This window comes from Xanthomonas euroxanthea, assembly GCF_900476395.1.
GTDB classification, from domain to species: Bacteria; Pseudomonadota; Gammaproteobacteria; order Xanthomonadales; family Xanthomonadaceae; genus Xanthomonas; species Xanthomonas euroxanthea.
The window spans coordinates 275,014-289,319 of sequence record NZ_UIHB01000005.1; the positions used below are offsets into that span (position 1 = coordinate 275,014).

Annotated in this window: 15 protein-coding genes and 1 tRNA gene; 1 reads left to right on the forward strand and 15 read right to left on the reverse strand. The window is 63.7% G+C overall.

Going from position 1 to position 14,306, the window contains the following annotated elements:
• Positions 1-17: 17 nt before the first annotated feature.
• The 15 genes from nuoL to tpiA all read right to left on the reverse strand — a co-directional run bounded on the left by nuoL (position 18) and on the right by tpiA (position 13,335).
• Positions 18-2,192, reverse strand: a complete 2,175-nt coding sequence (nuoL, locus tag CPBF1521_RS15285; protein WP_115677532.1) for an NADH-quinone oxidoreductase subunit L — start codon at positions 2,190-2,192, stop codon at positions 18-20.
• 7 nt (positions 2,193-2,199) lie between these two features.
• Positions 2,200-2,505 carry an NADH-quinone oxidoreductase subunit NuoK gene (gene nuoK, locus CPBF1521_RS15290; protein WP_006450557.1) on the reverse strand — a complete coding sequence of 102 codons (306 nt, stop codon included), beginning with the start codon at positions 2,503-2,505 and terminating at the stop codon, positions 2,200-2,202.
• Positions 2,502-3,164, reverse strand: coding sequence for an NADH-quinone oxidoreductase subunit J (locus CPBF1521_RS15295; protein ID WP_180497024.1), 663 nt, complete (start codon positions 3,162-3,164; stop codon positions 2,502-2,504). Before CPBF1521_RS15295 ends, nuoK begins: the two co-directional genes overlap by 4 nt.
• 4 nt (positions 3,165-3,168) lie before the next feature.
• Entirely contained in the window at positions 3,169-3,657 is a 489-nt protein-coding gene (nuoI, locus tag CPBF1521_RS15300) for an NADH-quinone oxidoreductase subunit NuoI (protein WP_002810206.1), read from the reverse strand.
• A gap of 3 nt (positions 3,658-3,660) precedes the next feature.
• Entirely contained in the window at positions 3,661-4,752 is a 1,092-nt protein-coding gene (gene nuoH, locus CPBF1521_RS15305; protein ID WP_104581965.1) for an NADH-quinone oxidoreductase subunit NuoH, read from the reverse strand.
• Positions 4,749-6,983 carry an NADH-quinone oxidoreductase subunit NuoG gene (gene nuoG, locus CPBF1521_RS15310; protein ID WP_115677533.1) on the reverse strand — a complete coding sequence of 745 codons (2,235 nt, stop codon included), beginning with the start codon at positions 6,981-6,983 and terminating at the stop codon, positions 4,749-4,751. Before nuoG ends, nuoH begins: the two co-directional genes overlap by 4 nt.
• Complete coding sequence (nuoF, locus tag CPBF1521_RS15315; protein ID WP_024937978.1) at positions 6,980-8,314, reverse strand: NADH-quinone oxidoreductase subunit NuoF; 1,335 nt, start codon at positions 8,312-8,314, stop codon at positions 6,980-6,982. The genes nuoG and nuoF overlap by 4 nt, the downstream gene beginning before the upstream one ends.
• Positions 8,315-8,317: 3 nt before the next feature.
• Positions 8,318-8,845, reverse strand: a complete 528-nt coding sequence (nuoE, locus tag CPBF1521_RS15320) for an NADH-quinone oxidoreductase subunit NuoE (protein WP_016902996.1) — start codon at positions 8,843-8,845, stop codon at positions 8,318-8,320.
• Positions 8,842-10,149, reverse strand: coding sequence for an NADH-quinone oxidoreductase subunit D (locus tag CPBF1521_RS15325; RefSeq protein WP_016902995.1), 1,308 nt, complete (start codon positions 10,147-10,149; stop codon positions 8,842-8,844). Before CPBF1521_RS15325 ends, nuoE begins: the two co-directional genes overlap by 4 nt.
• Entirely contained in the window at positions 10,146-10,898 is a 753-nt protein-coding gene (locus CPBF1521_RS15330; RefSeq protein ID WP_104581963.1) for an NADH-quinone oxidoreductase subunit C, read from the reverse strand. Before CPBF1521_RS15330 ends, CPBF1521_RS15325 begins: the two co-directional genes overlap by 4 nt.
• A gap of 36 nt (positions 10,899-10,934) precedes the next feature.
• Positions 10,935-11,489: a NuoB/complex I 20 kDa subunit family protein gene (locus tag CPBF1521_RS15335; RefSeq protein ID WP_016944318.1), complete on the reverse strand. Its 555-nt coding sequence runs from the start codon at positions 11,487-11,489 to the stop codon at positions 10,935-10,937.
• The gene (locus tag CPBF1521_RS15340; protein WP_010371162.1) at positions 11,480-11,836 is read right to left on the reverse strand and encodes an NADH-quinone oxidoreductase subunit A; all 357 of its coding nucleotides are present in this window, start codon (positions 11,834-11,836) and stop codon (positions 11,480-11,482) included. The genes CPBF1521_RS15335 and CPBF1521_RS15340 overlap by 10 nt, the downstream gene beginning before the upstream one ends.
• A 102-nt stretch (positions 11,837-11,938) precedes the next feature.
• Positions 11,939-12,023, reverse strand: a tRNA-Leu gene (locus CPBF1521_RS15345).
• 49 nt (positions 12,024-12,072) lie between these two features.
• On the reverse strand, positions 12,073-12,546 hold the full coding sequence (gene secG, locus CPBF1521_RS15350) for a preprotein translocase subunit SecG (RefSeq protein WP_115677534.1): 474 nt from the start codon (positions 12,544-12,546) through the stop codon (positions 12,073-12,075).
• A 33-nt stretch (positions 12,547-12,579) separates the two neighbouring features.
• Entirely contained in the window at positions 12,580-13,335 is a 756-nt protein-coding gene (gene tpiA, locus CPBF1521_RS15355) for a triose-phosphate isomerase (protein WP_115677535.1), read from the reverse strand.
• A 112-nt stretch (positions 13,336-13,447) separates the two neighbouring features.
• Between tpiA and CPBF1521_RS15360 the strand changes: the two genes are divergently transcribed.
• On the forward strand, positions 13,448-14,248 hold the full coding sequence (locus CPBF1521_RS15360) for an SDR family NAD(P)-dependent oxidoreductase (protein ID WP_115677536.1): 801 nt from the start codon (positions 13,448-13,450) through the stop codon (positions 14,246-14,248).
• The last annotated feature ends 58 nt before the right edge of the window (positions 14,249-14,306 follow it).

The window sequence follows — 14,306 nt, forward strand, 5'->3', positions numbered from 1 at the left end:
TTCTTATTCCGTACAGGTCAACGCCAGAAATGCATCAGTACCGCCAACAAGGCGATCAAACCGATGATCATTGCGAAGGCGTAGTGATAGAGGAAACCGGATTGCGTGCGACGCAGCAGATTTGCAGCCAGGTCGATCAGTCGGGCAGAACCATTGACGACGACACCGTCGACCACATGGGTATCGATGGCACGTGACGCCTTGCCAAGAGCCACGCCACCGCCGGCGAAGCCATTGATCCAGAGCTTGTCGAAGCCGTACTTGTTTTCCAGCAGCCACACGACCGGCGCGAACGCCTTGCGCGACTTGGTCGCCAGTTCCGGCTTCCACAGGTAGAACAGCGCAGCCAGCAACAGGCCGGCAAGCGTCAGGAAGAATGGCGCCGCCATCATGCCGTGCAACGCGAAGGCGACCGGGCCATGGAACTCCTCGGCCAGCGCGCCAACGGTGTCGCGCGCCGGATCGTAGAAGTCGACGATGCCGGTGAAGAACGACACTGCCTGCCCCTTCATCGCATGTGCGGCGTGGTGGCCCTGCCAATCGGTGCCGAACAGCATCGGGCCGATGGTGAAGAAGCCGATCGCCACCGACGGGATCGCCAGCAGGATCAACGGCAGCGTCACCACCCACTTGGATTCGTGCGGCTCATGGGCACCGTGGTGGCCGTGGCCGTGGTCATCGTGGCCATGCGTGTCGTGTGCATGTGCGTCGTGCGCATGGCTGTCGTGTGCGTGGACCTGCGCCTCGGCATCGGTATGCGCGCTGTCATGGTGTCCATGGGCGTCGTGCGCATGGGCATCGCGGAAGCGCTCCTTGCCGTGGAAGGTCAGGAACAGCAGACGGAAGCTGTAGAAGCTGGTCACCAGCACGCCGCCGAGCACGGCCCAGTAACCATAGGTCGCGATCCAGCTATGCGACTCGTGGGCGTGGTGGGCCGCCGCCTCGATGATGGTGTCCTTGGAATAGAAGCCGGAGAAGAACGGCGTACCGACCAGCGCCAGGGTACCGATCACGCTGGTCCAGTAAGTCACCTTCATGTACTTGCGCAGGCCGCCCATCTTGCGCATGTCCTGCTCGTGGTGCATGCCGATGATGACCGAACCGGCCGCCAGGAACAGCAGCGCCTTGAAGAAGGCATGCGTCATCAGGTGGAACACGGCCGCCGAATAGGCCGAGACGCCCAGCGCCACGGTCATGTAGCCGAGCTGGGACAGCGTCGAATACGCGACCACACGCTTGATGTCGTTCTGCACGATGCCGATCAGGCCGGTGAAGAAGGCCGTGGTCGCACCGATGAACAGGATGAAGTTCAACGCGGTTTCCGACAGCTCAAACAGCGGCGACATGCGCGCGACCATGAAGATGCCGGCGGTGACCATCGTGGCGGCATGGATCAGGGCCGAAATCGGCGTCGGGCCTTCCATCGAGTCGGGCAGCCACACGTGCAGCGGCACCTGCGCCGACTTGCCCATCGCACCGATGAACAGGCAGATGCAGATCAGCGTCATCACGCTCCATTCGTGGCCCGCGAACAGCTGCACCTTGGCGCCGGCCATGGTGGTCGCGTTGGCGAACACGGTGGAGTAGTCCAGCGAGCCGAACCACAGCAGCACGCCGGCGATGCCGAGAATGAAACCGAAGTCGCCCACGCGATTGACCAGGAACGCCTTCATGTTGGCGAACACCGCGGTCGGGCGCTTGAACCAGAAGCCGATCAGCAGATACGACACCAGGCCCACCGCTTCCCAGCCGAAGAACAGCTGCAGGAAGTTGTTGCTCATCACCAGCGTGAGCATGGAGAAGGTGAACAACGAGATATAGCTGAAGAAGCGCTGGTAACCCGGGTCTTCTTCCATGTAGCCGATGGTGTAGATGTGCACCAGCAGCGACACGAAGGTCACCACGACCATCATCATCGCGGTCAGGCGATCGACCATGAAGCCCACATGGGCGGAGTAGTTACCGACATCGAAGAAGGTGTACAGGTTCTGGTTGAACGGGCTGGCGCCCTGCTCCACCAGTTGATACAGCGTCAGGCACGACAGCACGCAGCTGACCGCCACACCCAGGATGGTGACGTACTGCGCGCCCTTGCGCCCTACCTGGCGACCGAACAGGCCGGCGATGATGCTGCCGACCAGCGGTGCAAGCACCACCGCAATCAACAGACTCTTGGAGAGAGTGATTTCCATCTACAGGTCAGCCCTTCAACGTATCGACTTCGGCCACATTGATCGTGCGGCGCGTGCGGAACAGAGTCACCAGGATCGCAAGGCCGATCGCAGCCTCCGCGGCGGCAACGGTCAGGATGAAGAACACGAACAACTGACCGGCGGGGTCGCCAAGCTCGCGCGAAAACGCAATGAAGTTGACGTTGACCGACAGCAGCATCAGCTCGATCGACATCAGCAACACGATGACGTTCTTGCGGTTGAGGAAGATGCCGGCCAGCGAGATGCAGAACAGCACCGCGCCCAGTCCAAGCAGGTGGCCCAAGGTAATCAAGACTTCGCCTCCTGTCCGTCGGTCGCATCGAGCGTCGGCGCGACCTGTACCGGCTTTTCAACTGCCATTTTGACCATGCGCAGACGGTCGCCCGCCTTCACCCGCGACTGCTCGCCAGCGTTCTGATGCTTGATGCCGGTGCGCTTGCGCAGGGTCAGCATCACGGCAGCCACCACGGCCACGGTCAGGATCACCGCGGCGAACTCGAACGGCAGCAGGAACTGGGTGTAGAGGGTCTTGGCCAGCCAGGTCAGGTTCGACACATCGGCTGCCTGCGCAGCGGCATTGTCGGCCGGGAACGGCGCGGCACTGCGTGCCTTGACGCCGATCAGGGTGACCATCTGCACCAGCATGGCAACCGCCACGATGACGCCGACCGGCATGTACTTGACCCAGCCTTCGCGCAGGCGGCTGGTGTCGATGTCCAGCATCATCACCACGAACAGGAACAGCACCATCACCGCGCCGACATAGACCAGCACCAGCGTCACGCCGAGGAATTCGGCGCCGACCAGCAACCAGATGCATGCCATCGAGAAGAAGGTGAGGATCAGGCACAACACGGCGTACACCGGGTTGCGCACGCTGATCACCGCACCGGCGGACACGACCGCGACGGCGGAGAAGGCGTAAAAAGCAATAGTGACCCAGTCCATCATGACCTCAACGGAAGGCGGCATCGGCAGCGCGACGCTCGGCGATCTCGGTTTCGAACCGGTCTCCGATGGCCAGCAGCTGCGGCTTGTTGACAATGTTCTCGCCACGCTTCTCGAAGTGGTACTCGAGGATGTGCGTCTCGACGATCGAGTCCACCGGGCAGCTTTCCTCGCAGAAGCCGCAGAAGATGCACTTGAACAGGTCGATGTCGTAGCGCGTGGTGCGGCGCGAGCCGTCCTCGCGCTTGGCCGAGTCGATGGTGATCGCCAGTGCCGGGCACACCGCTTCGCACAGCTTGCAGGCGATGCAGCGCTCTTCGCCGTTGGGATAGCGACGCAGCGCGTGCAGGCCACGGAAACGCGGCGACTGCGGGAACTTCTCCATCGGATACAACACGGTGTACTTGGGCTTGAACGTGTATTTCAACGTCAGCCACAAGCCGCCTAGCAGTTCGAGCAGGAGCAGGCTCTTGAAGTAATGGGTGATCTTGTTCATCGGTTACACGCCCTTCTGGATCACGCCGTAAAACACCATCAACGCCGTCACTGCGATCCACACGATCGTGAGCGGAATGAACACCTTCCAGCCCAGACGCATGATCTGGTCGTAGCGGTAGCGCGGGAAGCTGGCACGGAACCAGATGTAGGCGCTGGCGAAGAAGAACACCTTCATCAGCAGCCATGGCCAACCACCCTTCCACAACCAGTCGATCCACGGCGAGATATCCGCGTTGACCCAACCCTGGATCGGGCTCAGCCAACCGCCGAGGAAGAAGATCGAGATCAGGAAGCTGACCAGGATCATGTTGGCGTACTCGGCCAGGAAGAACAGTGCGAACGCACCGCCCGAATACTCCACCATGTGGCCGGCAACGATTTCCGACTCACCTTCCACCACGTCGAACGGCGCACGGTTGGTTTCGGCAACGCCCGACACCCAGTACACGATGAACAACGGGAACAGCGGAATCAGGAACCAGTCGAAGAAGCCGGAGTTGCCGGCCTGCGCGAATACGATCTGGCTCAGGTTGACGCTACCGGAGGCAATCATCACGCCGACCAGCGCAAAACCCATCGCGATTTCGTAGCTGACCACCTGCGCGGCCGAGCGCATCGCGCCCAGGAACGCGTACTTGGAGTTGGATGCCCAGCCGGCCAGGATGATGCCGTACACGCCCAACGAGGTCATCGCCAGCAGGTAAAGCAGGCCGACGTTGGCATTGGACAGCACCAGCTGCGCATCGAACGGCACCACCGACCAGGCGGCGAAGGCCGGTGCCAGTGTCAGCAGCGGCGCGATGATGAACATCGCCTTGTGCGAGCTGCTCGGCTGCAGGATCTCCTTGAACAGCAGCTTGAACACGTCGGCGAAGGCCTGGAAGATGCCCATGCCCACATACATCGGCCCGTGACGCACATGCATCCAGCCGATCAGCTTGCGCTCCCAGACCACGTAGAAGGCCACCGACACGATCACCGGCACGGCGATCAGCAGGATCTTCAATACGGTCCACAGCACGATGCCGCCATCGCCCAGGCCGACAAACCACTGGTGCAAGGGATCGACCAGGTTCAACAGCAATTCGTTCATGCAGCCACCACCGTTACACGACCGGCACCAAGCGGCGCGGTTGCGCCATGGCCGGATTCGATCCACACCGTGCCCGGTGCGACGCGCTTGTCCAGCACCACCGGCAACGTTGCCTTACCGGCATCGGTGCCGACCTTGACCATCTGGCCGGCGCCGACCTGCAACTGCGCGGCCTGCTCCGGGTGCATCGCCACACACGGGGCGAGATTGAGCGGATGCGACTGCAGCGCAGCGGCGCGGCGCACCACCGCATCGGTGCGATAGATCGCAGCGGTGGCGGCTACCTCCAGCCCGCCACCGCTAACAGCCGGTTGCGCCGAGGCGGCAGGACTGACGCGACGGTTCTGCATGCCGGCACGCAGGCCGACCAGATCGATGAATTCAAACCCGGCCAGACCCAGCTCGCCGCCAAGCGCACGCAATACGCGCCAACCCTCGCGCGCTTCGACCGGCAGGCGACCGGCGGCACGTGCGGTCTGCACGCGGCCATCCAGATTGGTCAGCGATGCGTCGATTTCCGGCAGTGCACCGATCGGCAGGATCACGTCGGCCACGTCGCGCGTCGAGGCGCAGGCGAACTGGCTGAACGCGACTACCTTGGCACCCGCCAGCGCGCTGCGTGCAGCGGCGGCATCGGCGAAATCCAGGCCCGGCTCGATGCCATACAACACATAGGCCTGACGCGGCTGCGCCAGCATGCCGGCGACATCGCGCGCGGTCGGCAACACACCTTGCGCAACCAGGCCGACAGCGTTCGCACCCTGCGGGATCCGGCACAGCGAGGCACCGGTTGCAGCGGCGAAATCGCGTGCGGCAGCACGCAACGAAGCAGCCTGCGGATGATTTTCAGCCAGTGCGCCGACCACGATCACCGCGCGCGTGGCGCCCTTGACCGCATCGCGCAATGCCGCATCGTCCAACGCGCCAGCCAGCTGCGACGGCGCAACGACCGCACGGCTTGCCTGGGTGAAGGCGAAATCGAAATCGACCGGATTGACCGAATGGATCTTCGTCCCGTTCTGGATGCTGGCCTTGCGCAGGCGCGCATGCAGCAACGGCAACTCGTGACGCACGTTGGTGCCGAACAGCACCACCACATCGGCGTGCTCGATCTCGGCCAGCGGCGTGGCAAACGGCTCGCCCACCGCAGCGTCGGAAAAATCGCGATTGAGCAGGCGGTGATCCAGATTGCCGCTGTTCAAGCCTTCGGCAAGACGTGCGAGCAACGCGCCCTCCTCGTTGGAGGTGGACGGATGCACCAGCACACCGAGCTGATCGCCGGCGTTGTCACGCAGGATCTGCGTCGCGGCAGCCAGACCTTCGGTCCAGCTCACTTCGGTCCACTGCCCGTTGACCTTCTTCAGCGGCTTGACCGCGCGGTCTTCGGCGTACAGGCCCTGATGCGAATAACGGTCGCGGTCGGACAGCCAGCACTCGTTGACCGCCTCGTTCTCGCGCGGCACGGTGCGCAGCACTTCGCCGCGACGCACGTGCAGGAACAGGTTCGAGCCCATTGCATCGTGATAGCCGAGCGATTCGCGTGCCATCAGCTCCCACGGGCGGGCACGGAACTGGAACACCTTGTTGGTCAGCGCGCCGACCGGGCACACGTCGATGACGTTGCCGGAGATCTCGGTGGTCAGCGGCTTGCCGTCGTAGGTGCCGATCTGCAGGTTCTCGCCGCGATACATGCCACCCAACTCGTAGGTACCGGCGATGTCCGCGGTGAAACGCACGCAACGGGTGCACTGGATGCAGCGGGTCATTTCGGTGGCGACCAGCGGACCGATGTCCTCGTCCGGCACCACGCGCTTGCGTTCGTTGAAGCGGCTGACCGAACGGCCGTAGCCGAGCGAGACGTCCTGCAGCTCGCACTCGCCGCCCTGATCGCAGATCGGGCAGTCCAGCGGGTGATTGATCAGCAGGAATTCCATCACGCTGCGCTGGTACTTCAGCGCCTTCTCGCTACGCGTGGTGACCTTCATGCCGTCCATCACCGGCGTGGCGCAGGCAGGCGACGGCTTCGGGGATTTTTCGACGTCCACCAGGCACATGCGGCAGTTCGCGGCGATCGGCAGCTTCTCGTGGTAGCAGAAGCGCGGGATCGGGATGCCGGCCTTGTCGGCGGCCTGGATGATCATCGAGCCCTTCGGCACCACCAGCGACTGCCCGTCGATCTCGACGGTGACATGGTCCGGTGGCACGTTCGGGTTCACTGGTTGGGCGCTCATGCGGCCACTCCGACGTGCGTGTCGACGATCGAACGACCGTTGACGATGTAGTACTCGAACTCGTCCCAGAACTGGCGCAGGAAGCCCTGAATCGGCCACGCCGCCGCTTCGCCGAAGGCACAGATGGTGTGTCCTTCGATCTGGCCGGCAACCGTGCGCAGCTGGTGCAGGTCTTCCATCGTGGCCTTGCCGGCGACGATGCGCTCCAGCACCCGATGCATCCAGCCGGTGCCTTCGCGGCACGGGGTGCACTGGCCGCAGGATTCCTTGTGGAAGAACTGCGAGATGCGGCAGGCAAAGCGTACGCAGCAGACGCTGTCATCCAGCACCACGATCGCGCCGGAACCCAGGCCGGTGCCCAGTGCACGCAAGGTGTCGTAGTCCATCTGCAGCCCGGCAACCTGGTCGGCCTTCAGCACCGGCATCGACACGCCGCCAGGCACCACGCCCTTGAGCTTGCGGCCTGGACGCAGGCCGCCGGCCATTTCCAGCAGTTCGTCGAAGGTGGTGCCGAGCGGCACTTCGAAATTGCCGCCCTTCTGCACGCAGCCGGACACCGAGAAGATCTTCGGGCCGCCGTTCTTGGTCTTGCTCAGCCCTAAGAACCACTCCGGGCCGTTGCGAATGATCGCCGGCACCGAGGCGTAGGTCTCGGTATTGTTGATGGTGGTCGGCTTGCCGTACAGGCCGAAGTTCGCCGGGAACGGCGGCTTGTAGCGCGGCTGGCCCTTCTTGCCTTCCAGCGATTCCATCAGCGCGGTTTCTTCGCCGCAGATGTAGGCGCCTGCACCCAGCGCACCGTAGATGTCGATATCCACGCCGCTGCCGAGAATGTTCTTGCCCAGCCAGCCGTTGGCATACGCATCGGCCAGCGCCAGCTCGAAGTTTTCGAACGGCTCATGGTGGAACTCGCCGCGCAGGTAGTTGTAGCCCACGGTCGAGCCGGTGGCGTAGCAGGCGATCGCCATGCCCTCCACCACCGAATGCGGGTTGTAACGCAGGATGTCGCGGTCCTTGCAGGTGCCCGGCTCGGATTCGTCCGAGTTGCACAGGATGTACTTCTGCATCGTGCCCTTGGGCATGAACGACCACTTCAGGCCGGTCGGGAAGCCCGCGCCGCCACGGCCGCGCAGGTTGGATGCCTTGACCATCTCGATGACGTCGGCCGGCGCGATCTTCTCTTCGAGAATCTTGCGCAGCGCGGCGTAGCCACCGGTCTTCAGATAGCTCTCGTACGACCACGGGGTGTCGTAGTGCAGCGTCGTGTAGACGACCTGATGCGGCAACGGCGCCGGACCGACCGGGCCTGAGGGTGCGTGATGATGTGCCATGTCTTACTCCAGCCCGTCCAGCAGCGCGTCGACCTTCTCTTTCGTCAGGTGCTCGTGGTAATGGCCATTGATGACCATCATCGGCGCTGCGGAGCAGGCCGCCAGGCACTCTTCTTCGCGCTTGAGGTAGACGCGGCCATCGGCCGTCGACTGCCCCAGCTTGCAACCCAGTTTCTTTTCCGCATGCGCCAGCAGATCTTCGGCGCCATTGAGCCAGCAGCTGATATTGGTGCAGAACGCCACGTTGTGGCGGCCGACCTTTTCGGTCTCGAACATCGAGTAGAAGCTGGCGACCTCATAGGCCCACACCGGCGGCAGGTCCAGATACTTGGCCACGCCCACGATCAGCTCGTCAGTCAGCCAGCCCTGGTTCTGCTCCTGCGCAGCATGCAGGCCCTGCAGCACGGCCGAACGCTTGCGATCGGGCGGGAACTTGCTCAACCAATGATCGATGTGCGCGCGCGTCTTGTCGCTCAGCACCACCTGCGGATCGACGTCGCGCGCCGCTTCGAAATTACCCGTCGCCTTCATCGGTCAACCTCACCGAAAACCAAATCGTAAGTACCGATCATCGCCACGACGTCGGCCAGCAGATAGCCACGCACCACCGCGTCCATGGACGACAGATGCGCAAAGCCCGGCGCGCGCAGGTGCACGCGGAACGGCTTGTTGGCGCCATCGGACATCAGGTAGCAGCCGAACTCGCCCTTGGGCGCTTCCACCGCGCAGTAGGTTTCGCCGGCCGGCACGCAGTAGCCTTCACTGAACAGCTTGAAGTGATGGATCAGCGCTTCCATGTCGTCCTTCATGCCTTCGCGGCTTGGCGGAGCGACCTTGAAATTGGTGACCATGACCGGGCCCGGATTGGCCTTCAGCCACTTCACGCACTGCTTGATGATGCGGTTGGATTCGCGCATCTCAGCCACGCGCACCAGATAGCGGTCATAGCAATCGCCGTTGGTGCCGACCGGCACGTCGAACTCCACCGCGTCGTACTTGGCGTAGGGCTGCTTCTTGCGCAGGTCCCACTCGATGCCCGAGCCACGCAGCATCGGACCGGTCATGCCCCAGGCACGCGCCAGGTCGGGGCTGATGATGCCGACGTCGACGGTACGCTGCTTCCAGATCCGGTTGTCGGTCAGCAGCGTCTCGTACTCGTCCACACGCGACGGGAACGTATTGGTGAAATCCTCGAGGAAGTCCAGCATCGAGCCTTCGCGCGCTGCATTGAGCTTCTTCAGTGCCCCGCCCTTGTGCCAGCGGGATTCCTTGTACTTGGGCATGCGATCAGGCAGATCGCGATACACGCCACCGGGACGGTAGTAGGCAGCGTGCATGCGCGCGCCACTGACCGCCTCGTAGACGTCCATCAATTCTTCGCGCTCGCGGAACGCGTACAGCATCACCGCCATCGCGCCCAGATCGAGCGCGTTGGACCCCACCCACATCAGGTGGTTCTTGATGCGGGTGATCTCGTCGAACATGGTGCGGATGTAGTGCGCGCGCTCGGGCACCTCGATCCCCATCAGGGATTCGATCGCACGCACATAGGCATGCTCGTTGCACATCATCGACACGTAATCCAGCCGGTCCATGTACGGAACCGACTGGTTGAACGGCTTGGACTCGGCCAGCTTCTCGGTGCCACGGTGCAGCAGGCCGATATGCGGATCGGCACGCACCACGGTCTCGCCGTCCATTTCCAGGATCAGGCGCAGCACGCCGTGCGCCGCAGGATGCTGCGGGCCGAAGTTCATCGTGTAGTTGCGGATTTCCTGCTTGCTTTCGACAGGATTGCTCGCGAAGGCATCGGTTGCCTGGCGGAACTCACTCACTTGGCGGTCTCCGACTTGCCCACTTCACCAGCGGCAGTCTCATAACGGGCATCGTCGCGGATCACGCGCGGCACACCGACGCGCGGCTCGACCGAGGTCACCGGCTCGTACACGACACGCTTGCGCTCGTCGTCGTAACGCACTTCCACGTTGCCGATCAGCGGGAAATCCTTGCGGAACGGATGGCCGACAAATCCGTAGTCGGTCAGGATGCGGCGCAGGTCCGGGTGGCCGTCGAAGACGATGCCGAACAGGTCGAAGGCTTCGCGCTCGAACCAGTTCACGCCAGGCCAGATGTCGGTCAGCGATGCCACCACCGGCACCTGCTCGTCCGGTGCGTAACAACGCACGCGCAGACGCTGGTTGTGCTGGTAGGAGATCAGCTGCGCCACCACCGCAAAACGCTGCTTGGGCATGTGCTGCGGACGGGCGCCGTCGGAACTTTCCTGGCTGGGAAATTCACCCCAGGCGAAACGGCCGACGGCCTTGCCTTCGACGCCGCGACTGAAGCCCTGCGACGACACGTCGGCGGTATCCCACTCGTCGCTGCCGTAGCCCAGGTAATCGACGCCGCACAGATCGCTCAGCTGCTCAAAACCGAGCTCGTCGCGCAGGGCCAGGCAGGTGGCGTGCCAATCGGCCGCAGCGACTTCCAGCGTCACTTCGCCGCGCGGCAATGCCACGGCGATCTGCGCACCGGCGAAACGTGCCGCAAGTCGGTCAGTGAAGGAGGATGCTTGCTCTGCCATGGGGGCTTGGCTGCTCTCAGTAGAAGAAGACGGGTGTCAGCGCGCGATGGTCTGGGTACGCCAGATCTTCTTCTGCAGCTGCAGGATGCCGTAAACCAGCGCCTCGGCGGTCGGCGGGCAACCGGGGACGTAGATGTCCACCGGCACGATGCGATCGCAACCGCGCACCACCGAATACGAATAATGATAGTAGCCGCCGCCATTGGCGCAGCTGCCCATCGAGATGACCCACTTCGGATCCGGCATCTGGTCGTAGACCTTGCGCAGCGCCGGGGCCATCTTGTTGACCAGCGTGCCGGCCACGATCATCACGTCGGACTGGCGCGGCGACGGACGGAACACCACGCCGTAGCGGTCCAAATCCAGGCGCGCCGCACCGGCATGCATCATCTCGACCGCGCAGCAGGCCAAACCGAAGGTCATCGGCCACATCGAGCCGGTGCGCGCCCAGTTCAGCAGCGCATCGACACTGGTGGTCACGTAGCCCTTCTCGAGCAGCGGGTTTTCGCCTTCCGGGCGCAGGATGTCTTCCACCCGGCCTTCCGGCATCGGGTTGGTCATCAGACGATCCAGGGTCTGAATCACTCCCATTCCAGCGCTCCCTTCTTCCACACGTAGATAAAGCCGAGGAACAACATGCCGACGAACAGGCCCATGGTGACCAGCGAACGTGCGCCGATCTCCATGAACACCTGTGTCCACGGCACGATGAAGATGATTTCCAGATCGAACACGATGAACTGGATCGCGATCAGGTAGTAGCGCACGTCGAACTTCATGCGCGCGTCTTCGAAGGCTTCGAAGCCGCACTCGTAAGGCGAGAGCTTGCGCGCATCCGGGGTACGCGGTGCGAGGAATCGACCGATCAGCATCAGCACGATGCCGATACCGGTGGCGACGATCAGAAACAGCAGACTCGGCAAATATTCGGCCAGCACAGCGATTCTCTCTTGCCTCTGCCCGCACGCGCCGCGTGCCGGCATGGGGTATAGGCAGACCCCGCGCGCGACAGGCAATGCGCAGGAACTGCAGCCAAACAATGGTGCCCAAGAGGGGACTCGAACCCCTACGACCTAAGTCGCTACCACCTCAAGGTAGTGCGTCTACCAATTCCGCCACCTGGGCATACGTTGCGCCGCTGGGCATCCCAGTGCGCAGCGTATTGTAACCGGCTTCAGCGTTTTTGTGCTGGTTCTGAAGCGTTTTCTTCGCGTGCCGCAGGCGCTTGCTGCGCCGGTGCGGACTGCGCAGGCGCCGTAGCTGGAGTTGCGGCAGGCGCCGGCTGCGACGGGGCGGTCGGAACTGCGCCGGCGGCCGGTGCCTGCGGCAACGGCTGAGTCAGCTCGCCCGCGGCGGCAGGCGCCGGGGTGGCCGACTGCGACATCACACCCAGGTTCTGGTCGGTGGGACGTGCGCCATGGGTGGCGTACCACGCCATGAACAGGCTGATGCTGAAGAACACCACCGCCAGCCACTTGGTCGACTTGGACAGGAAGTTCGACGCGCCCTGCGAGCCGAACACGGTGCCCGAGGCGCCGGCACCGAAGCCGGAACCAGCTGCCGCACCCGCACCGCGCTGCATCAGGATCAGCGCAATCATCGCCAGCGCGACCAGCACGTAGACCACATTGAGGATCAACATCAGCATTTCGAAATCCGTCCCCGGACAAAACTTAATGGGTTAACAAGCGGCCGCCGCACGGGCGATGGCCAGGAAATCCTCGGCGACCAGCGAGGCGCCTCCGACCAGCCCGCCATCGACGTCGGGCTGCGCAAACAGCTCGCCGGCGTTATCGGGCTTGACACTGCCCCCGTACAGGATGGGCAGAGAATCGGCGATTCTAGCATCCGCCTTCGCGACTTCGCCACGCAGGAAGGCATGGACGGCTTGCGCCTGCTCCGGGCTGGCGGTGCGACCGGTGCCGATGGCCCAGATCGGCTCGTAGGCAAGCACGGCACGGGCAAAGCCTGCGCTGCCCACCAGTGCCAGCACCGGTTCGAGCTGGGCGCGCAACACCGCTTCGGTCTGCTTGGCTTCGCGCTGTTCCAGCGACTCGCCCACGCACAGCACCGGGATCAGCCCGGCGTGCACGGCGGCGGCGAATTTGCGCGCCACCAGCTCGCTGCTCTCACGATGGTACTGACGCCGTTCGGAATGGCCGACCAGCCCGTATTCGGCGCCGACATCGACCAGCATGGTGGCCGAGACTTCACCGGTATAGGCGCCCTTCTCGTTACTGCTGACGTCCTGGGCACCGAAACACAGGTGGTGCTCCTCGAAATCCTCGATCAGATCGCCGAGGTAAGGCAGGGGCGGCAGGATGACGACATCGACACCCTCCAGGGGCATGTGCGCGGCGATCCGGGCCACCAGTTCGGTGGCGAAGGCGCGGCTGCCATGCAGCTTCCAATTTCCGGCAACGATCTTTCGACGCATCAGGCGCAGGTTCCTGAGTGGAAGACAGGCGACAGAATAGCCCATGCCCTGTCGGCAGCCGGCACACTTCTGTCCATTGCCTGTCTCCTCCCTCCTTCAACAGGAACCTGCCATGTCCGTTTCACCTGTCTTTGCATTGGTCACCGGCGCCTCCAGCGGCATCGGCCGCGAGATTGCGCGCGCTTACGCAAGGCGCGGCGTGCCGCTGATCCTGACCGCGCGCCGGGTGGATCGGCTGCAGGCGCTGGCCGAGGAGTTGCGGCCGTTGGTGCAGGTCGAAGTCCTGCCGGCCGATCTGGGCGATGCCGACGCGGCCGAAACACTGGTTGCGCGGATCCAGCGCAATGGCTGGACGGTGGGCACCCTGGTCAACAATGCCGGCTACGGCGTGCCGGACCGCTATCTGCGCAACGACTGGGCCACGCATGCACGCTTCCTGCAGGTGATGGTGGCCGCGGTATGCGAGCTAACCTGGCGGTTGTTGCCGATGATTCGTGCCAGCGGCCAGGGCCGCATCCTCAACGTGGCCTCGTTCGCCGCACTGACGCCGGGTGCCGATGGGCAGACGCTGTACGCGGCCAGCAAGAGTTTCCTGCTGCGCTTCAGCGAATCGCTGTCGCTGGAAAATGCCGACTGCGCGGTCAAGGTCTGCGCGCTGTGCCCCGGCTTTGCCTGGTCGGAATTTCACGATGTCACCGGCACCCGCGAGGCGATGTCCACCCTGCCCCGCTGGGCCTGGCTGCAAGCCGACGACGTGGCCGAGTACGGCATTGCCGCACTAGAACGTGGCCAGGTGCTGGCCGTGCCGGGCTGGCGCTATCGCCTGGTCAGTGCGGTGTTGCGCGTGTTGCCGCATGCGCTTGCATTGCGCGTGATGGCGCGCGGATCGCATCGGGTACGGCCGTTGCGGTGAGGCGGCTGCACATCCGCTGCGGCGTCGCGTCCAGCGCTACGCGCGGCCGGTGTGTGAT

Excerpts from the sequence above, each read along its gene's own strand:
- nuoL (WP_115677532.1), bottom strand. The coding sequence starts at position 2,192 with ATGGAAATCACTCTCTCCAAGAGTCTGTTGATTGCGGTGGTGCTTGCA.
- CPBF1521_RS15295 (WP_180497024.1), bottom strand. The coding sequence starts at position 3,164 with ATGATGGACTGGGTCACTATTGCTTTTTACGCCTTCTCCGCCGTCGCG.
- nuoI (WP_002810206.1), bottom strand. The coding sequence starts at position 3,657 with ATGAACAAGATCACCCATTACTTCAAGAGCCTGCTCCTGCTCGAACTG.
- nuoH (WP_104581965.1), bottom strand. The coding sequence starts at position 4,752 with ATGAACGAATTGCTGTTGAACCTGGTCGATCCCTTGCACCAGTGGTTT.
- nuoG (WP_115677533.1), bottom strand. The coding sequence starts at position 6,983 with ATGAGCGCCCAACCAGTGAACCCGAACGTGCCACCGGACCATGTCACC.
- nuoF (WP_024937978.1), bottom strand. The coding sequence starts at position 8,314 with ATGGCACATCATCACGCACCCTCAGGCCCGGTCGGTCCGGCGCCGTTG.
- nuoE (WP_016902996.1), bottom strand. The coding sequence starts at position 8,845 with ATGAAGGCGACGGGTAATTTCGAAGCGGCGCGCGACGTCGATCCGCAG.
- CPBF1521_RS15330 (WP_104581963.1), bottom strand. The coding sequence starts at position 10,898 with ATGGCAGAGCAAGCATCCTCCTTCACTGACCGACTTGCGGCACGTTTC.
- CPBF1521_RS15335 (WP_016944318.1), bottom strand. The coding sequence starts at position 11,489 with ATGGGAGTGATTCAGACCCTGGATCGTCTGATGACCAACCCGATGCCG.
- secG (WP_115677534.1), bottom strand. The coding sequence starts at position 12,546 with ATGCTGATGTTGATCCTCAATGTGGTCTACGTGCTGGTCGCGCTGGCG.
- tpiA (WP_115677535.1), bottom strand. The coding sequence starts at position 13,335 with ATGCGTCGAAAGATCGTTGCCGGAAATTGGAAGCTGCATGGCAGCCGC.
- CPBF1521_RS15360 (WP_115677536.1), top strand. The coding sequence starts at position 13,448 with ATGTCCGTTTCACCTGTCTTTGCATTGGTCACCGGCGCCTCCAGCGGC.